The organism is Hydrogenophaga sp. PBL-H3 (genome assembly GCF_010104355.1).
In the GTDB taxonomy this organism is placed as follows: domain Bacteria; phylum Pseudomonadota; class Gammaproteobacteria; order Burkholderiales; family Burkholderiaceae_C; genus Hydrogenophaga.
The window spans coordinates 594,561-613,219 of sequence record NZ_CP044972.1; the positions used below are offsets into that span (position 1 = coordinate 594,561).

Genomic DNA, 18,659 nt, shown 5'->3' on the forward strand with positions numbered 1-18,659 from the left:
TGCGCATGCGCGCTGTCGCGTGCGATCACCACCAGGAGACACCCATGCCCGCCGCACCCACGCCCGAACCGGCTTATGCCCGGGGCGCCACCACACCCGCCCTGCTCGAACTCACCATTGGCCAGGCGCTGGCGCACACCGCGCAGCGTTTTGGCGAACGCGAAGCCCTGGTGGTGCCCCACCAGGGCGTGCGCTGGACCTGGAGCGAACTGCTGCAGCGCACCGACGCGCTGGCCGCCGGCCTGCTGGCGCTGGGCCTGCAACCTGGCGAGCGCGTGGGCATCTGGGCGCCCAACTGCGCCGAGTGGACGCTGATGCAGTTCGCCACCGCGCGCGCCGGGCTGATCCTTGTCAACATCAACCCGGCCTACCGCGCCAGCGAACTGGCCTACGCGCTCAACAAGGTGGCCTGCACCGCGCTGGTGATGGCTCCTGCGCTCAAGACCAGCAACTACATCGACATCCTGCGCAGCCTCGCGCCCGAGCTCGACAGCAGCGCGCCTGGTGAGCTGGTGGCCGGGCAGCTGCCGCACCTGCGCTGGGCGGTTCGCCTGGGGGACGAGCACACGCCGGGCATGCTCAATTTCCATGACGTGCCGGCGCGGGCCGGCCCGGAACACGCCAGCCAGCTGGCCGGCATCGGCCCCACGCTGTTGCCCACGGATCCGATCAACATCCAGTTCACCTCGGGCACCACCGGCTTTCCCAAGGGCGCCACGCTCACCCACCGCAACATCCTCAACAACGGCTACTTCGTGGGCGAGGCGATCCGCCTTACGCCCGAGGACCGGCTGTGCATTCCCGTGCCGCTGTACCACTGCTTCGGCATGGTCATGGGCAACCTCGCCTGCCTTGCGCACGGCTGCACCATGGTGTACCCGTCGGAAGCGTTTGATCCGGCAGCGGTGCTGCAGACGGTGCAGGCCGAGCGCTGCACCTCGCTCTACGGCGTGCCCACCATGTTCATCGCGGTGCTCGACCACCCGCAGTTCGCCGCCACCGACCTGGGCAGCCTGCGCACCGGCATCATGGCCGGCTCGCCGTGCCCGATCGAGGTGATGAAGCGCGTGGCCACCACCATGAACATGCGCGAGGTGACGATTGCCTACGGCATGACCGAGACCTCGCCCGTGTCGACCCAGAGCGCGGTGGACGACCCGCTGGAGCGCCGCGTGTCCACGGTGGGGCGCGTGCAGCCGCACCTGGAGGTGCAGATCGTGGACACCGACGGCCAGTGCGTGGCGCGCGGTGTGGTGGGCGAACTCTGCACGCGTGGTTATTCCGTGATGAAGAGCTATTGGGGCGACCCGGAGAAGACCGCCGAAGCCATCGACCTGGCGGGCTGGATGCACACCGGCGACCTCGCCACCATGGACGACGAGGGCTATGTGAACATCGTCGGGCGCCTGAAGGACATGGTGATCCGTGGCGGCGAGAACGTGTACCCGCGCGAGATCGAGGAGTTCTACTACCGCCACCCCAAGGTGCAGGATGTGCAGGTGGTCGGTGTGCCCGACGTGCGCTACGGCGAGGTGCTGTGCGCCTGCGTGGTGCTCAAGCCCGGGCAGAGCGCCACGCCCGAAGAGTTGCAGGCGTTTGCGCAGGGGCAGATCGCACACTACAAGGTGCCGCGCTACATCGAGTTCGTGGACGCCTTTCCCATGACCATCACCGGCAAGATCCAGAAGTTCGTGTTGCGCAAGGCCATGGTGGAGAAGCTGGGGTTGCAGGAAATCGCCACCGCCTGAACGCCGTCTGGGGCAACTTGTGTGATCCATTACCCAAAGCGTCCCTCGGACGGGGGATGCGGGGGCGGTGTGGGTTACCTTGTGTGACAAACACAAGATCGAGAACGCCCCATGACCCTGAATACCGTCCCCTGGTTGATCCGTCCGGCATCCCGCCGATGATCCGGCTGGCCCAGACCGCTCGCGGCGATTTTCCTGTCCGCGTCGTGGCGGGGCGCATCCTGTCGGTGGCGCGGCAGCCCACGCCGGCGGCGGCCCGGGCAGAGGGCATTCCCGAACTGGCCTGCACCCGGGTCGTCATCGAGCACGACAACCGGGCCAGGGAACTGGCCCTGGTGCACCTGGAGCCTCTGGACATCCTGCCCCACCGCAACGTCACCATCGTCACCGGCTGCGAGGTCGAGCGCGAATGGCCGCTCTACATCTACAGCCCCAACGACAAAAACCACCGGCGCTTCGACGAGCACATCGGGTGGTTTCTCGGGCGCCAGGGCGCGGAGCCGCTCAGCGAGGCCGACCAGCGCGTGATCTGGTCGGCCATCCTGCTGCAGGTCTTGCCTAGCGGAACACGCTGACCGCTTCGACCAGGCGTTTCGTCTGCTGCTGCAGGCTGGCCGAGGCCGCCGCGCCCTGCTCGACCAGGGCCGAGTTCTGCTGCGTCACCTGATCGAGGTGGCCCACCGCCTGGCTCACCTGCTGGATGCCACCGCTCTGCTCGATGGTGGCCGCACTGATCTCGCTGATGAGATCGGACACGCGGCTGACCTGCTGGACGATGTCGTCCATGGTCTTGCCGGCGTCGTTCACCAGGCGTGAGCCGGCTTCCACCTTGTCCACGCTGGCACCGATCAGGCCCTTGATCTCCTTGGCGGCTGCGGCGCTGCGCTGGGCCAGGTTGCGCACCTCGCCGGCCACCACCGCAAAGCCCCGGCCCTGTTCACCGGCGCGGGCCGCTTCCACGGCGGCATTGAGCGCGAGGATGTTGGTCTGGAAGGCGATGCCGTCGATCACGCCGATGATGTCGGCGATCTTGCGTGAGCTCTCACTGATGTCGGTCATGGTGGTGACCACCTGCGCCACGGCCTGGCCGCCGCGCGAGGCAGCTTCGCTGGCCGTGCCCGAGAGCTGGTTGGCCTGGCGCGAGGTGTCGGCGTTTTGCCGCACCGTGGCCGTCATCTCCTCCATCGAGGCCGCGGTTTCCTCCAGGCTGGAGGCGGCCTGCTCGGTGCGCTGGCTCAGGTCGTTGTTGCCCTGGGCGATTTCGCTCACGGCGGTCTGCACCGTCATCACCTGGGCGCTCACGTCATCGATCAGCCAGCGGAACATCAGGCCCAGCTGGCTGATGCTGCGCAGGGTCATGCCGATCTCGTCGACCCGGTCCATGTGGGCGGCCTTCTGGCTTTCGCCGCTGGCCACGCGCAGGGCCTGGGCACGCAGTTCTTCCAGCGGGCCGGCGATCTGGCTCTCCAGGAACCAGGCGGCCAGACCCACGCCGACGGTGGACAGCGCCGCGAACTCGGCCCATTGCACACCGCTCAGGCCCAGGCCCCAGGCGCCGCCCAACATCGCTCCCAGCAGGGCGAGCAGCGGCAGGCGGATGCGCGTGCGCACCCGCATGGTCTTGAACATCGACGTGAAGCCCATCAGGCCGGTGCGCAGCAGCAGACCCTTGTGCAGCTTGAGGTTGCCGGCGCGGCCTTCGCGCATGTCGGCGTACAGGCGCTCGGCGCCCGCGATTTCCTCGCGGGTGGCCTTGGTGCGAACCGACATGTAGCCCTGGTGCTGGCCGTTGCGGATCACCGGGGTGGCGTTGGCGCGCACCCAGTAGTGGTCGCCGTTCTTGCGGCGGTTCTTCACCAGCGCCGTCCAGGGCTCGCCACCCTTGAGCGTGGCCCACATGTCGCCAAAGGCTTCCTTGGGCATGTCGGGATGGCGCACCAGGTTGTGCGGCTGGTTCTGGATTTCTTCCAGCGTGAAACCGCTCACATCCACAAAAGCCGCGTTTGCATACGTGATGTGGCTCTGCGTGTCGGTGGTCGACATCAGGGTTGCGTTGTCCGGAAATTCGTACTCGCGCTGGGTGACGGGGGTGTTCAGTCGCATGGAAGCTCCAGATTTTTGTGGGTTGTGACTTCGTATCGACCACCCATGGCCTGGCTTGTGTGGGGAAAGCTGGACACCTGTGCGCGCTGCAGACGAAAAAAAGGGGCCTTTCGGCCCCTTTCCTCGTTTCGCCCTGTGCGATCACGCCAGATCGAAGCGATCCAGGTTCATCACCTTGTTCCAGGCCGCCACGAAATCACGCACGAACTTCGGCTGGGCGTCGCTGCTGGCGTAGACCTCGGCCAGGGCGCGCAACACCGAGTTGGAGCCGAACACGAGATCCACCACCGTGCCCGTGCCCTTGATGCTGCCAGTGACCCGGTCGCGGCCTTCCAGCACACCGTCGGTGGTGGACTTGCTCCACACGGTGCCCATGTCGAGCAGGTTCACGAAGAAGTCGTTGCTCAGGGTTTCGGGGCGCGTGGTGAAGACGCCGTGACTGGCGCGCCCGGTGTTCGCGTTGAGCACGCGCAGGCCACCGACCAGCACCGTCATCTCGGGTGCGGTCAGCGTGAGCAGGTTCGCCTTGTCGAGCAGGCGCTCGGCCGCCGAGCCCTCAAATCCCTTGGGTGCGTGGTTGCGGAAACCGTCCACCACCGGCTCCAGCGGTGCGAACGAATCCGCGTCGGTCTGGGCCTGCGTGGCGTCGGTGCGGCCGGGCGTGAAGGGCACTTTTACATCTTGACCGGCCTTTTTCGCCGCGGCCTCGACCGCTGCGCAGCCGCCCAGCACGATCAGGTCGGCCAGCGAGATTCTCTTGCCACCCGACTGTGCGGCGTTGAACGCTTGCTGCACCGCTTCGAGCTTGGCCAGCACCTGGGCCAGTTCGGCCGGCTGGTTGACGGCCCAGTCTTTCTGGGGCGCCAGGCGGATGCGTGCGCCGTTGGCGCCACCGCGCTTGTCGGAGCCACGGAAGGTGGAGGCGGACGCCCAGGCCGTGCTGACCAGCTGCGCAATCGACAGGCCGGATGCCAGCAGCTGGGCTTTCAGGGCGGCGATGTCCTGCTCGTTGACCAGCGGGTGGTCGACGGCGGGCACCGGGTCTTGCCAGATCAGCGCTTCGGCCGGCACCAGCGGGCCGAGGTAGCGAGCGCGTGGGCCCATGTCGCGGTGCGTGAGCTTGAACCAGGCGCGGGCAAACGCGTCCTGGAACGCCTGAGGGTCGGCCATGAAGCGGCGCGAGATTTTCTCGTAGGCCGGGTCCACGCGCATGGCCATGTCGGCCGTGGTCATCATCGGGGCGTGGCGCTTCGCCGGGTCGTGCGCGTCAGGCACGGTGGTCCTGGCCGCCGGGTCCTTGGGGGTCCACTGGTGGGCGCCCGCGGGGCTTTTGGTGAGCTCCCATTCGTAGCCGAACAGCGTCTCGAAATAGCTGTTGTCCCACTGGATCGGGGTGGGCGTCCACGCGCCCTCGATGCCGCTGGTGATGGTGTGCACGCCCTTGCCGCTGCCAAAGCTGTTCTTCCAGCCCAGGCCCTGCTCTTCAATGCCCGCGCCTTCGGGCTCGGGGCCCACGTATTGGCCCGGGTCGGCCGCGCCGTGGGCCTTGCCAAAGGTGTGGCCGCCAGCGGTCAGTGCCACGGTTTCTTCGTCGTCCATGGCCATGCGGGCGAAGGTCTCGCGGATGTCCCGCGCCGAGCCCAGCGGGTCGGGCTTGCCGTTGGGGCCTTCCGGGTTCACGTAGATCAGGCCCATCTGCACGGCGCCCAGCGGGTTCTCCAGCTCGCGGTCGCCGGTGTAGCGCTGGTCGCCCATCCACTCGGCTTCAGGACCCCAGTAAATCTCTTCCGGCTCCCAGACATCGGCGCGCCCGCCGGCGAAGCCGAAGGTCTTGAAGCCCATCGAGTCCAGGGCGACGTTGCCGGTCAGGATCATCAGGTCGGCCCAGGAGAGCTTGTTGCCGTATTTCTGCTTGATGGGCCACAGCAGGCGGCGCGCCTTGTCGAGGTTGCCGTTGTCGGGCCAGCTGTTGAGCGGCGCGAACCGCTGCGTGCCGGAGCCCGCGCCACCGCGGCCGTCGGCGATGCGGTAGGTGCCTGCGCTGTGCCAGGCCATGCGGATGAAGAAGGGGCCGTAGTGGCCGTAATCAGCAGGCCACCAGTCTTGCGAGTCCGTCATCAGGACACGCAGGTCCTGGATCACGGCATTGAGGTCGAGGCTCTTGAACGCCTCGCCGTAGTTGAAGTCCTCGCCCATGGGGTCGTTCAACGGGGAGTGCTGGTTGAGCAACTTGACGTTGAGCTGGTTGGGCCACCAGTTGGCGTTGGTGGCCGTGCCGGCGGTGGCATTCTTGGGGGCGCTGCCCGAGAAGGGGCATTTGGATTCGCTGGACAAGGTGATCTCCTGTGTGGGCTGTGGATGACCTCGTCGACTTTAGTGTTTGCCCCCCGATCGATCAATGCAATTTTGGCAATGAAAGCCATAGCGCCGTGGGGACGCCGCCAGCACGCCTCAGCGCATGGGCAGCGGCAACGTCGCAGACAGGGTGTGTTGGGGCCCTGCCGGGGCGGCCCGCGCAGCCGCGGACTGGCGCAAGGTCAGTCCGCAGAGCCGCAAGGTCTCCGGGTCCTTGGCGCCGTTGAAGAAGGCTTGCAGCGCGAGGCGAAACACCAGTTCTTCGGGCGCGGCTTCGCTGAACAGTGTCATGCACGAGAAGAATTTCATGTCGTCGGGCACGCCCAGGATCTGGCTGGCCGACTTCTGGGTGTGGCGCAGCACGGCGGTGGTGCATTCGTTCAGGCGCGGGCCCAGCACGGGGTGCTTCTGGTAGGCCCGGGCCTCGTCCAGGCATTCGATGCCGTAGAACTGGGCCCGCTGGCTGCTGCCCAGGCCACGGTGCTGGGGAAAGATGAACCAGATCCAGTGGCTTTGCTTCTGGCCGGCCTTGAGCTCTTCCAGCACCTGGTCGTAGACGGGGTTCTGGGCGTCGAGGAAGCGTTGAAGGTTCATGTGGCGGCATTGCGCTGAAGCGAAGTGCCAAACCTATCACGCTGCTGCGTCATCGCCCACCACAGGTGGGGGATGAAACGGCGGGCGGCGGTGTGGTCAGTCGGCCATCAGCGCCGGCAGCGACAGCGTGCTGGCCACATCGGGCTGGCTGGGCGGTTGCAGCCGCAGGCCGGCCTCTTGCGCCCAGCGCTGCAGATCACCGCTGGTCTGGCTGCGGGCGATCACGCGGTTGGTGGCGTCCAGCAGCGCGCCCTGGCCCTGCAGCGCGACAAAGCCGAGGTTGATGCCCAGCGGGCGCTGGAAATCGGCGAGCTGCACGGGGCTGGCGGGTTGTCGGACGCGGTGCGCATCCACCGCGGTGCTGGTCATGAGCATGGCGTCCACACGGCCGCTGTCGAGTGCGCCCCAGGCGTCCTCGCGTTGCCCCATCGAGACCATGCTGGTGTGCAGGTAGCCGCCCCGGTACATGGAAATGAGCGTGCCTTCGAGCGTGCCGGCCACCGCACCCACCTTGCGTCCGCGCAGGTCGGCCAGCGTGCGCACGGGCGCTTGCCCGGGCCGCTGCACGATGGACAGCGCCGTGCCCTGGTAGGGGCGGCTGGCCACCAGCGTGCCCAGTGGCACGAAGGGGCGGTCGCGCTGGCGTTTGGCGCCGGGGTAGTCGGGTGTCTTGAAGCGCTCGCGCGTGGGTGCGCCGAGGTCGCTGGCCAGCAGCGGAAAGCCGCTGACCAGATCGCAGATGCCGGCCGAGAGCAGGGCGTTGACCTCGTGGGTCAGCATCGTCTCTTTCTCCACCTCGGACTCGAACGGCACCACGCGCAGTTCGCGCCCGAGTTCGGTGGCGACGGCGCGCGCCAGCAGCACGTCAAAGCCGGCCACCTGGCCTTTGGATGCGTAGGACAGCGGCGCGTTGTCCTCGCTCATGCACACGGTCAGTGGTTCGGCGGCGTGGGCGGCGCAGGTGGCCAGGCTCAGCACAACACCGGACAGGAAATGCTTCATCTCAGGGCTCCTTGCCGCCACGCGAGCCCACGTAGGCCCACAGGGCCTGCACGGCTTGCATGTCGAGTGCTTCCTTGAACGAGGGCATGTTGCCCTTGCCGTTGACCACCGACTGTGTGAAGCGATCGGGCTGGTCTTGCGGGAAGCGGCGCAGGTCGTAGACGGTGGTGCCTGCGTTGACCATGTTGCGGCCGTGGCACTGGGCACAGGTGCGGTGGTACTGCTCGCGGCCTTTTTCAATGGCCGCCAGATCGAAGGTGGGCGGGTTGGTCTGTGCGTGCGCGGCCCCGATCAGGGCCGCGCCGCACAACCACATCAGCGGTTTGTGCATCGTCAATTGAGCGAGAAGGTCCAGAGCGATCCACCAGCGGGGGTTTGCGCCATGCGCTCGTCTCCCAGCAGGGCCCACACGCCGCCAGCACCCGAGACCACGCTCACGTACTGCTTGCCCTTGTGCTCCCAGGTCACGGGCAGGCCGATGATGCCGGAGCCGGTCTGGAACTCCCACAGCTTCTTGCCGTTGCGCGCATCCACCGCCATGAACTCACCCGTGGCCGCGCCGGTGAACACCAGGTTGCCCGCGGTGGACAGCGTGCCGGCCATGCTCGGCTGGCCGGGCCAGGCCATCTGCCACTTGCTCTTGCCGGTCATGGGATCGATGGCGCTGAGGTAGCCGTGGGGCTGGTCCTTGGGCATGTTCACGCCACGGAAGTTGACCCCCAGGTACCACTCGCCCTTTTTGTATTCGGGCTTGGCCAGCTGGTAGGGCCAGCTGATGTTGAGGGTGTTGGCGTAGGCGAGTCCCGTGGACGGGTTCCACGACATCGGGGTCCAGTTCTTGCCGCCGAGCACCGAGGGGAAGATCTCCACGTCTTCACCGGCGCGGGCCTTGGCGTCAACCGCGCTGAGCACGGGGCGGCCGGTCTTGAGGTCGATGCGCTCGGCCCAGTTGACCTTGACGTACGGGTTGGCGGCGAGCAGCTCGCCGGTGGCCCGGTCGAGCACGTAGAAGAAGCCGTTGCGGTTGGCCTGGGTGAGCACCTTGCGGTCCTTGCCGCCGATCTTCATGTCCACCAGCATGCCGACTTCGGTGGAGTCGTAGTCGTAGGGATCGTTGGGCGAGAACTGGTAGTGCCACACCAGCTCACCGGTCTTGGGCCGGATGGCCAGCACGGTGTTGATGTAGAGGTTGTCGCCCACGCGGGCGTTGGGGTTCCACGGGCCGCCGTTGCCGGTGCCCCAGTACACCAGGTCGAGCTCGGGGTCGTAGGCGCCGGTCAGCCAGGTGGGGGCGCCGCCCTTGAGGTGGGTGTCGCCGGGCCAGGTGTTGCCACCCTTCTCGCCGGGTGCCGCGGTGGTGAAGAAGCGCCAGAGTTTCTTGCCGGTGGCCGGGTCCCAGCCGTCGATGAAGCCGCGCGTGCCGTATTCGCCACCGGCGATGCCGGTCAGCACCACGCCGTTGGCGATCAGGGGGGCGCTGGTCATGGCCTGACCGTCCAGGTAGTCGGCGGCCTTGCTCTTCCAGAGCTGCTTGCCGGTCTTGAGGTCGAGCGCGATCACGTGGGCGTCCAGCGTGCTGCGGTAGAGCTTGCCGTCGAAGATGGCCGCGCCGCGGTTCAGGATGCCGCAGCAGGCCATCTTGAAGACGTCCTGCGGCAGTTCGATTTCCTGCTTCCAGATCTGCTTGCCGGTGAGCGGGTTCAGCGCCACCGTGGTGTTGTGCGTGGTGATGTACATCACCCCGTCATGCACGATGGGCTGCGACTCCTGGCCTTGCGGGTTGTTCAGGCTGTAGGCCCAGGCCGGACGCAGCTTGGCTGCGTTGCCGGTGTTGATCTGCTTGAGCGGGCTGTAGCGCTGGTTGTTGTAGCCCATGCCGTAGGTCAGCACGTCGCCGGGCGTGAGGTTGTCCTTCTGCAGGTCGGTCAGGCTCTGGGCCTGCACGCCGCCCAGCAGGGAGGCCATCATCAAACCGCTCATGATCTGGCGTTTCAGGTTCATGTCGTTGTCTCCAGTTTTGTGGTCGGAAGTCGTCTGTCACCGTGGGTGGACCTTTGCATGGTCAACCGTTTTCCCGATGCTCACCACCTCGGGTTTTCCCACCCGGTGAACTGTTCTGGTGTGGAACAGTTTCAGTGTTCGCCGCGCCACTCGCCGAGGCGCCGGTACAACAGGCCGCGCGAGACACCCAGCTGGCGCGCGGCGCGCGAGACGTTGCCGTCGCAGGCCGCCAGCGTGGATTCGATCAGCGCACGGTTGGCGTGGTGCAGGGTCGGGATGGCGGGCACATCGGCTGGCGTGTCGATCTCCGGCTCGGGCGCCAGCTCGATGGCGGGCGCCCTGGGGGCATCGTGGCGCGCCTGTATCCACAGGGTCAGGCCGTTGGGCAGCTGGCGCGGTTGCGCCTGGCCCCGGTGGGACAGTGCCAGCAGGTCTTCCAGGCCGAGTCCGAACAGGGACTCGGCATCGGTCGGTCGGGCGGGCACGCGTTCGGTGCCGAGCAGGCTCGCCCCGGTCTGGTTGAGCCAGGCCACGCCCCCGTTGCCGTCCACCGCGGCCAGGCCTTCCAGCGGGGTGTTCAGCAGCGCCGGGCTGGACTGGAAACGCAGCAGCACCAGCGCGGCCGATTGCGCTTCAAACAGGCGGTTTTCGATGGCGGTGGCGTACAGCCGCACCATGGCGGCGGCATCGAAGCGAAAGGCCTCGCCTTCGGTGGAGAGGTCCAGCACGCCGGCCAGATCGCCGCGCGCGTTGCGGATCGGCGCGGCGGCGCATTGCATGATCGAGACGCCGGTGAAGAAATGCTCGGCGCCTCGCACCACGCAGGCCTCTCCGGTGCGCGCCACCACGCTGGGGGCAGTGGTGCCCATGTGGGTTTCATTGAGGTTGACACCCACACGCGCCACATGCGGCATCAGGTCGCCTTCGCCGCGCACCGTGGGCGTGGCCTGGATCAGCACGCCATCGGGCCCGGTGAGCAAGGCCTTGCACGGCGTGCCGGCCAGGGCGGCGTCGAGTTGCTGCAGGTCGTGACTGGCGGCTTGCAGCAGCAGGCGGTTGCGTGCCAGCGCGCTGGCGATGCGCGCCTTGGTCACCGGCTCCAGGTTGACCGGCTCGCCAGGGCGGCGGTTGGCCACCGTGCAGCGCATCCACGACTGGATCACCAGCTCGGGCACCAGCCCCGAGGGGCGCTGGCCTTCGTCAAAAAACATCTCGCGCGCCAGTGCCACACGCTGCTCGGGCGTGGCAAAGAACAGGCCTGCGGTGCGCGGTGGTGCGGCGTGGCCGAACGTTGAAGGGAGCTTGGGTGGGTGTTGCATGCCGGTTGTGAGCGACTGTGTACCGACGTGGCACACATGCGCGCTAGGGAAAATACTGAGCGGCTGTCGCGCATGTCCGGCGTCTACGATGGCTCGATCCGTCGCTTCCCAACATGATTGACACACCATGACCGACCTGACCACCCCCTGCGCCCAAGCCTTCCTGGACGCGCGCGACCAGTTGCTCGCCTTGCGTGGCGATCCCGCCGCTGCCAGCGCGCGGTTCCGCTGGCCCGAGCTCACCGACTTCAACTGGGCGCTGGACCACTTCGATGCCATGGCCCGCAGCGTTGATGCCGCCGCGCTGTGGATCGTGGACGCCGACGGCAGCGAAGAGCGGTATTCCTTTGCCCAGCTCGCGCAGCGTTCCAACCAGGTGGCCAACTTCCTGCGCGCGCAGGGCGTGAAACGCGGCGAGCGCGTGCTCATGGTGCTGGGCAACGAAATCGCGCTGTGGGAGACCATGCTGGCGGCCATCAAGCTCGGCGCGGTGCTGATCCCGGCCACGGCCCTGCTCACGCCCGAGGACCTGCGTGACCGCATCGCGCGCGGCGACGTGAAGCATGTGGTGGTGGGTGCCGTGCAGGTGCCCAAGTTCGAGACGATCGCGGGCCCGTTCTCGCGCATCTGCGTGGGTGCGCCGCAGCCGGGCTGGGTGGACTTCGCCGCATCGAGCGGCGAGGCGACCGCGTTCGACCCGCAAGGCACGACCCGCGCCACCGACCCGATGCTGCTGTACTTCACCTCGGGCACCACCTCGCAGCCCAAGCTGGTGCTGCACACGCACCAGAGCTACCCCGTGGGCCACCTCTCCACCATGTACTGGCTCGGGTTGAAGGCCGGCGACATGCACATGAACATCTCTTCGCCGGGCTGGGCCAAGCACGCCTGGAGTTGTTTCTTCGCGCCGTGGAACGCGGGCGCCTGTGTCTTCATCTACAACACGCCCCGCTTCAGTTCGCAGGGGCTGCTGGCCGTGCTCGAACGCTGCCGAGTCACCAGCCTGTGTGCGCCGCCCACGGTGTGGCGCATGCTGATCCAGGAAGACCTGGCCGCCTGGCAAGGGCGCCTCGCGCTGCGCGAAGTGATCGGTGCGGGCGAGCCGCTGAACCCGGAAATCATCGAGCAGATCCGCAAAGCCTGGGGCCTCACGCTGCGCGATGGCTATGGCCAGACCGAAACCACCGCGCAGGTCGGCAACGCGCCGGGCCTGCCACTCAAGCCCGGCTCCATGGGCCTGCCGCTGCCGGGCTACAAGATCACCCTGCTCGACGCCGATGGCCATGAGGCCGACGAAGGCGAGGTCTGCATTGATCTGAGTGCGCGCCCGCTGGGCCTGATGGTGGGCTACCTCGACGCGCCTGAGAAAAACGCGGAGGTCATGCGCGGCGGCCACTACCACACGGGCGACACCGCCGCGCGCGATGCCGACGGCTACCTCACCTTCGTGGGCCGTGCCGACGATGTGTTCAAGGCCTCGGGTTACCGCATCAGTCCGTTCGAGCTGGAGAGCGCGCTCATCGAGCACGAAGCGGTGGTGGAAGTGGCCGTGGTGCCGTGCCCGGACCCGGTGCGCACGGCCGTGCCCAAGGCCTACCTGCTGCTGGCACCCGGCTTCACGCCCGAGCCGGCGTTGGCCGAAGCGATCTTCGCGTTCGCGCGGCAACAGCTCGCGCCCTACAAGCGTGTGCGGCGCATTGAGTTCGTCACCGAATTGCCCAAGACCATCTCGGGCAAGATCCGCCGCGTGCAGTTGCGCGCGCAGGAGGTGGAGCGCCAGGCGGCCGGCGCGCGCGGGGCGGGCGAGTATCTGGAGAGCGACTTTCCGAACCTGCGCCAGGACGACTGAAGCCCCGACCGTGCAGGGGCTTGTGGCGCCCACAGCCCGATGAGCGGCGCACTGGCTGGACCAAGTGCGTCTTGTTACGGTACCGGGGTGGGTAGCATCAACAAATACACATTCTTGCAATGCCGTCGGGGACCAGGTGCAGATTGCGCCTGCCTCTGCTGCCTTTTCCGGAGCCGACCACCCCATGAAACTCACCTCTGCTCCCGGCATCTCGCGCCGCCGTTTCAGCGGTTTCGTTGCCGGCATGGCCACGCTCGGCGCGCCCAGCTTGCGCGCGCAGTCGGGCAACCGCATCGTGCTGGGGCAGTCGGCTGCGTTCACCGGGGCTGCCGCGCAGCTCGGCATCCAGTTCCATGCGGGGGCCAAGCTGTTTTTCGACCAGCTCAATGGCCAGGGCGGCGTGAACCAGCAGCGGATTGAAATCATGCAGCTCGACGACGGCTATGAGCCCGAGCGCTGCGTCGAGAACACCAACAAGCTCATCGCGGCCGACGTGTTTGCGCTCTTTGGCTACATCGGCACGCCCACCAGCGTGGCCGCATTGCCGCTGGCCTTCAAGGCCGAGGTGCCCTTCTTCGCGCCCTTCACCGGCGCCATGGGCCTGCGCCAGCCGTTCAACCGGCTCGCCTTCCACCTGCGCGCGTCCTACAACGACGAGACCGAGCTCATCGTGCGCCAGCTTACCAACCTGGGCCTGAAGAAGATCGCGGTGTTCCACCAGAACGATGCCTACGGCAAGGCCGGGCTGGACGGTACCGTGCTGGCGCTCAAGTCGCGCAACCTGGAGCCGGTGGCCACGGCCACGGTGGAGCGCAATTCGGTCGAGGTGGCGCAGGCGGTGGAGAAGATCAACGCAGCCAAGCCCGACGCGGTGGTGCAGATCAGCGCGTACAAGTCGTGCGCGGCCTACATCCGCGCGGCCAAGGCGGCCGGCTACGGTGGCACGTTCTACAACGTGTCATTCGTGGGCACGCAGGCGCTGGCCGACGAGCTGGGCAAGGATGGCGCGGGTGTGGTGGTGTCGCAGGTGATGCCCACGCCTTACACGGCCTCCAAGCCGATCTCGCGCGAGTTTCAGGAGGCCATCGGCAAGGGCGGCAACAAGGTGCAGGCCAACTTCTCCAGCATGGAGGGGTTCCTGGCCGCCAAGCTGTTCACCGAGGGACTGCGCCGCGCGGGTTCGCGCATCACGCGCGACAGCCTCATCAGCGGGCTGGAGTCGATCGGCACCACCTCCATCGGCGGTTACTCGGTGTCGCTGAGCCCGACCAACCACGTGGCTTCGCGCTACGCCGAGCTGTCCATGCTCACGGGCGATGGACGCGTGCGCACCTGAGGGTGCGCAGCCGGGCCGGGATCAGGCCTGTTGACAGAGGGCGTCCGGGTGTTCCCATCCGGAGCCGTTGCGCGGCCACTCGACGAGCACGCCTTGGGCGGTCTGGGCCACGACGCGGCCATCGGTGCGGTCCAGGCTGCCCTGGTGGAGGCGGTTGACACGAACGCCCACCGGGAAACGGGGTGTCTGGAACAAGGTCAGTAAATACTTCAACATGGGAACTCTCTAAGGGTTAACCCGTATTTTATGTTTTTACGGCCTAAAACGCCTGTTTCATCAGAATTGCTAATGAAGTATCAGGGCTGACTGCCCAGGCCCGAGATGGCGGGTCATCCCGGCGGCGGCGATCCAGCATTCCCGGCATCCCGGCGAACCGATGCGCGCGACATTGCAGACCAGCCGGGTTGCATTTTGTTACCCGGCGTGTGTCGAGAAAGTCCGCCATGCAAGCCACCGCCGCCACCCTGCCCGATGCCCCTTCGCTTCAAGTTTTGCTGGTATGCCCACGCGGGGAGCACTTGCAGCGGGTGCGCAGCCTCACCAGCGGCTGGCCGCAGGCGGCGCACGTGCACTGGACCTCCGATCCCGAAGATGCCATGCGCTGGGCGCTGGCCTGTCCGCCGCACCTGGTCATCGTGGACGCTCGGCTGGACCGGGCTTGCGACCTCGCACTGAGCGAGCGTCTGCGCCGCGGACGCCCCGACCTGGTGGTGATGAACTTCGACGAGCCCTGCCGCCAGGAGAGTCAGGCCCGTTGCAGCCATTGGCACTGGTCGGAGCTGCCCAGGGCCACGGGCTGGTGGGTGCAGCGCCACTTTGATGCGCAGGCGCACGCCGCGCAGAGGTCACCGGTACTTCAATAAGTGATGGTCAGCGTCACCTGATCCAGGTAGGTGCCCGCCGGCACGCTCTGGTTGGCCGGTATGCGGCCGTACACCGTGTGGTTGCGGGTGCCCTGAAGGCACAACAGCCCCAGCAGGCTGGTGGAGAGGGAGCCCCCGACGGTGCCGCCGCTGGCCCCGCCATCGCCCCAGGGCGTGCTGCGGGCCGCGTCGCTGTAGAGCGTGAAATGCAGGCGACCCGCCCCACTGGCCATTTGCCGGTCGCCGGGGCTGCCCACCAGGCCGTTGGAGAGCGAGAGCGTGTAGGCCACGTTGCAGGCCAGCAGAAGGTAGGTGGGTGTGCAGGTCACGATCACGCTGGCCGAGCTGTCCACGCGGGGTCCGCCGGGCGAGGTGTAGGCGCCGAAGGCCAGCGGCGTCACCGCCACTGCACAAGTGCTCGCGCGGGCGTCGACGGCGCCCAGGGCGCCGAGCAGCAACAGGCAGGTGAGCCACAGGCGTTTCATCACAGCGGGTGCGCCTGGCAGGTCAGGGGGCCGATCTCGGGCTGGATGATGGCCGCGTCTGGCGCTTGGAACAGCAGGTGGCAGACGCCCTGCGGGCCGTCGATGCGGATGCGGTTGAGGTCTTCGACGTCGTTCAGGTAGACCTTGCCACCCTGGGCAAACGGTGCGCCGCTGCCGGGGGCTTCGTCGGCGCGGCGCGCCCGCGAGCCGGCCGCCACGGGCTCGCCGCTGGGGAGCCGAACCTCCAGCAGCACCGAGCGGCTGCGCCGGGCAGGAAATTTCGCCCGCACGACCGACTGGGCGCGCGGGCGCAGGCGCATCTGGGGAAACGACAGCAGCATGTCCATGGGCAGAGCTTCCGCCGAGACGCCGATCACGTTGTCTTCCCAGGGCTGCAAACCATAGACCCAGGCGCGTCCGGTGGCGTCGGTCACGGCCACGTCGCGGTGGTTGAGCTGGATACCCACGCCCGGCATGCCTTCGACCTCGATCTGCGCAGCCACGCCTTCGCCCAGTGCGCGACCGGCCACCGGCATGCCGCCGAACCAGATCACGCCGCCGCTGGCGGTGGCGCGCAGGGCGGTGGCGTTGGTGCCACCCAGGCGCGCCGCCTGGACTTCCACGCGCCCGGCCTCGCCCAGCCAGCTCAAGGCGCCCAGCGCGCGCGCCTGGCCGGTGCCGGCCTGCACGCGCCAGCCTTGTCCGCCGCTGGCCGGTTCGTGCCGTTGCGCCTGCACCGCCAGGGAACCGTCGGTACCGCCTTGCGCGCGCACGGCCGCCGTGGTTTCGCGGTCGATCTGGCGGGTGAGCATCATGGCCAGACTCCAGCGCCGTTCGCGCTGCAGTGCGCTCAGGCCCATGTGCCAGTCGGCGCCCATGCGCCGCTGCATCGAGGCGGTGAACACGCGGGTGCGCAGGCCGGTGGCGCCGGTCTGCCAGATGCCACCGGCCGACCAGCTGGTCTGGCCCACGGTCCAGCCGCCGAAGAGGGCGGTGCGCCGCGCGGGTGCGCGGCTGCCGTCGAGCTGGCGGAAGTGGTCGTCGGCGGTTTCGATGCTGGCGTTCAGGTGGTACTGGCGCGTGATGCGCTCCAGCCCCAGCCGAAAGCTGTGGCCCGTGCCCACGCCGTCGGTCTGGCTGAGTGCGGTCTGGCCGCTGAGCACGCCCCATTGCGACGGGATCCAGTGCCCGCCCAGGCGCAGGCTGCGCACCAGGTCGCTGGTCTCCACGCGCGCCTGGGTGGTGACGGTGTTGCTCCAGCCGTGGCGCACCGAGGCCGCGGCAAAACGACCCTCGTACTGGTCGCTGGGCAGGCCGTAGTTCAGCCGCAGCACGCCGGCCTCATAGCAGCTGTCGGTGAGACCCGCGCGCAGCAGCCGGGGGCTGGTGTAGTAGGGCACCGAGCGCACCTGCTCGATGCCCTGCAGGTCGCGCTGCACGATGCGGATCTCGCCCGCGCCGGTCACGGTGGGCAGGGTCTCCAGCGAGAACGGGCCCGAGCCCACGGCGACGCTGCCCGCGGGGCGGTCGTTGATGAGCAGGTCGATGCCGCTGGGCACCTGGGCGCTGCCCTGCACCGAGGGCAGCGGGTGGTGCACCTGCTCGGGGCGCAGGCCGAAGTCGGAGCGCACCTGCACGCCGGCATACCGCAGCGTGGGGGCGATGTCGCCGCCGCAGCTCAGGGTGTCGCCTACCGTGGTGCGCCACAAGGTGTCGGGTTCGGCGTGGTGCCAGGCGGTGTCGAGTCGGCGAAAACGCGCCTCGTTGCCAGGCAGCGAGCCCAGTTGCAGCAAGCCGCTGTGGCGCAGTCCGCCCTGGCCCAGCAGGCCGAAGGCGCGCAGGTCGAGGAACGCGGTGGACTGGCTGCCGTTGTTGTCGCGGTCCATGTTGAGGGTGTAGTCCAGCGCCAGACCCAATGCGTTCTGGCTGAGCTCGGCGGCCCCGTTGACCGCCTCGGTCATGTTCATCACCTGGCCCGCAAACGCGGCGGAGGCGGCACTGAGTTCCAGGCGCTGGGTGCTCGCGCGCAGCTGGGGTTTCCAGGCATACAGGCCATGGTGGGGCTCGCCGTCGATGGTGCGCGCCAGGTCGACGGGTTTGAGGCGCCAGGCGGCCATGGCCTTGGCCGAGGCAAAGAACCGGCCGTCTTCTTCCACGATGAAGGCGTTGGCATCGGCCGACTGGCCGTTGATCCAGACATCGAGCAGGCGCACCTGCTGAGCGGCGAGCACCTGGCCCGGCCCGATCAGCAGTGCGGCGGTCAGAGCGACCCGTCGCTCATTGCGCAGCCACGGCATCGAACTGGCTGCGCAGGGTGCCGGCATCGCTGTCGGCCTCGATGCGCAAGGTCTTGTGGCGCAGCGCTGTCGGCAGTGGCCAGCGGCAGCGCCCGCCGGGCAACGCATAACAAGGCCCCAGGCTGGTGGGGGTGGCGTCGTCGGCGAGCAGGCGCAGTTCGCGCACATGCAGGTGGCGAGCGCCGGGGTTGTTGAGCTCCACCACGCCATCCTGGGCATGGCGCTGCCACTCGGCCAGCGCCGCGCCGGTGCCGGTGCCGGTCACGAACACCGGCAGGCTCAGGCGCAGCAGCATCTGCACGCCGTTGTCGCCTTCGTCGGACGTGGTGGCCACCTGGGTGAGCCAGATGCGGTGGGGTCGCTCCACACCGTCTTTCGCCGCTCGTCGCAAACCCACCCGCACCACCTGCTGGGCGCCGGGGGCGAGTTCGAAGATGGGGGGATTCACGATCAGGTCCTGGCTCGGCTGGAGCTGGTCGCGGTCTTGCTCCTGCGACCAGTCGAAAGCCTCGGCCTGGATCAGCAGTGGGCGCGAGGTGGGGTTGGACACCATCAGCTGGGCGGTGGGCTGCCGGTTGCCCAGGTCCAGGCGCACCGGGCGCACCTGAAACGCATGGACCTGCGCGGGCCACCCGGCAGCTGCCACGAGCAACGCCAGCGCCGCGGCGCCCAACCAGTGCGCAAGCGGGGCACGGGCAGTCATGGCG

General features: G+C 68.0%; 16 protein-coding genes. 5 read left to right on the plus strand and 11 right to left on the minus strand.

All coding sequences use genetic code 11. From position 1 onward, the window contains the following. Positions 1 to 44: 44 nt before the first annotated feature. Together F9Z44_RS02900 and F9Z44_RS02905 are read left to right on the plus strand one after the other, a co-directional pair. A complete protein-coding gene (locus F9Z44_RS02900) occupies positions 45 to 1,748 on the plus strand; it encodes an AMP-binding protein (protein ID WP_159603417.1) in 1,704 nt (567 codons plus the stop codon). A 158-nt stretch (positions 1,749 to 1,906) separates the two neighbouring features. Beyond that, positions 1,907 to 2,323 carry a hypothetical protein gene (locus tag F9Z44_RS02905; protein WP_159603419.1) on the plus strand — a complete coding sequence of 139 codons (417 nt, stop codon included), beginning with the start codon at positions 1,907 to 1,909 and terminating at the stop codon, positions 2,321 to 2,323. Here F9Z44_RS02905 and F9Z44_RS02910 read toward each other — a convergent pair. The 7 genes from F9Z44_RS02910 to F9Z44_RS02940 all read right to left on the minus strand — a co-directional run bounded on the left by F9Z44_RS02910 (position 2,307) and on the right by F9Z44_RS02940 (position 11,122). Next, entirely contained in the window at positions 2,307 to 3,851 is a 1,545-nt protein-coding gene (locus tag F9Z44_RS02910; RefSeq protein WP_159603421.1) for a methyl-accepting chemotaxis protein, read from the minus strand. The genes F9Z44_RS02905 and F9Z44_RS02910 overlap by 17 nt on opposite strands. 141 nt (positions 3,852 to 3,992) lie before the next feature. Then, entirely contained in the window at positions 3,993 to 6,185 is a 2,193-nt protein-coding gene (gene katG / locus F9Z44_RS02915) for a catalase/peroxidase HPI (RefSeq protein WP_159603423.1), read from the minus strand. 117 nt (positions 6,186 to 6,302) lie between these two features. After that, entirely contained in the window at positions 6,303 to 6,800 is a 498-nt protein-coding gene (locus F9Z44_RS02920; protein WP_159603425.1) for a DUF1810 domain-containing protein, read from the minus strand. Between the two features lie 96 nt (positions 6,801 to 6,896). Further along, positions 6,897 to 7,802 (minus strand): substrate-binding periplasmic protein, encoded by a 906-nt coding sequence (locus F9Z44_RS02925; protein WP_159603427.1) that lies wholly within the window; start codon positions 7,800 to 7,802, stop codon positions 6,897 to 6,899. Position 7,803: 1 nt separating this feature from the next. Continuing rightward, positions 7,804 to 8,133, minus strand: coding sequence for a c-type cytochrome (locus F9Z44_RS02930; RefSeq protein ID WP_159603429.1), 330 nt, complete (start codon positions 8,131 to 8,133; stop codon positions 7,804 to 7,806). A gap of 2 nt (positions 8,134 to 8,135) precedes the next feature. After that, positions 8,136 to 9,803, minus strand: a complete 1,668-nt coding sequence (locus tag F9Z44_RS02935) for a PQQ-dependent dehydrogenase, methanol/ethanol family (RefSeq protein ID WP_201449998.1) — start codon at positions 9,801 to 9,803, stop codon at positions 8,136 to 8,138. A gap of 131 nt (positions 9,804 to 9,934) precedes the next feature. Beyond that, positions 9,935 to 11,122: a helix-turn-helix domain-containing protein gene (locus tag F9Z44_RS02940; RefSeq protein WP_159603431.1), complete on the minus strand. Its 1,188-nt coding sequence runs from the start codon at positions 11,120 to 11,122 to the stop codon at positions 9,935 to 9,937. A gap of 127 nt (positions 11,123 to 11,249) precedes the next feature. Here F9Z44_RS02940 and F9Z44_RS02945 point away from each other — a divergent pair, with 127 nt between their 5' ends. Beyond that, positions 11,250 to 12,971: an AMP-binding protein gene (locus F9Z44_RS02945; protein WP_201449999.1), complete on the plus strand. Its 1,722-nt coding sequence runs from the start codon at positions 11,250 to 11,252 to the stop codon at positions 12,969 to 12,971. 184 nt (positions 12,972 to 13,155) lie between these two features. After that, positions 13,156 to 14,307, plus strand: a complete 1,152-nt coding sequence (locus F9Z44_RS02950) for an ABC transporter substrate-binding protein (protein ID WP_201450000.1) — start codon at positions 13,156 to 13,158, stop codon at positions 14,305 to 14,307. 21 nt (positions 14,308 to 14,328) lie between these two features. On the opposite strand, the gene F9Z44_RS02955 is transcribed toward F9Z44_RS02950, so the two are convergent. Then, the gene (locus tag F9Z44_RS02955) at positions 14,329 to 14,523 is read right to left on the minus strand and encodes a hypothetical protein (RefSeq protein ID WP_159603433.1); all 195 of its coding nucleotides are present in this window, start codon (positions 14,521 to 14,523) and stop codon (positions 14,329 to 14,331) included. Between the two features lie 227 nt (positions 14,524 to 14,750). On the opposite strand from F9Z44_RS02955, the gene F9Z44_RS02960 reads away from it, so the two are divergent. Next, positions 14,751 to 15,170 (plus strand): hypothetical protein, encoded by a 420-nt coding sequence (locus tag F9Z44_RS02960; RefSeq protein ID WP_159603435.1) that lies wholly within the window; start codon positions 14,751 to 14,753, stop codon positions 15,168 to 15,170. On the opposite strand, the gene F9Z44_RS02965 is transcribed toward F9Z44_RS02960, so the two are convergent. The 3 genes from F9Z44_RS02965 to F9Z44_RS02975 are packed head-to-tail and all read right to left on the minus strand — an operon-like array spanning position 15,164 to position 18,655. Further along, complete coding sequence (locus F9Z44_RS02965) at positions 15,164 to 15,655, minus strand: Csu type fimbrial protein (protein WP_159603437.1); 492 nt, start codon at positions 15,653 to 15,655, stop codon at positions 15,164 to 15,166. The genes F9Z44_RS02960 and F9Z44_RS02965 overlap by 7 nt on opposite strands. Further along, positions 15,655 to 17,952 (minus strand): fimbria/pilus outer membrane usher protein, encoded by a 2,298-nt coding sequence (locus F9Z44_RS02970; RefSeq protein WP_162147747.1) that lies wholly within the window; start codon positions 17,950 to 17,952, stop codon positions 15,655 to 15,657. Before F9Z44_RS02970 ends, F9Z44_RS02965 begins: the two co-directional genes overlap by 1 nt. After that, the gene (locus tag F9Z44_RS02975; RefSeq protein WP_159603441.1) at positions 17,933 to 18,655 is read right to left on the minus strand and encodes a fimbrial biogenesis chaperone; all 723 of its coding nucleotides are present in this window, start codon (positions 18,653 to 18,655) and stop codon (positions 17,933 to 17,935) included. The genes F9Z44_RS02970 and F9Z44_RS02975 overlap by 20 nt, the downstream gene beginning before the upstream one ends. Between the last annotated feature and the right edge of the window lie 4 nt (positions 18,656 to 18,659).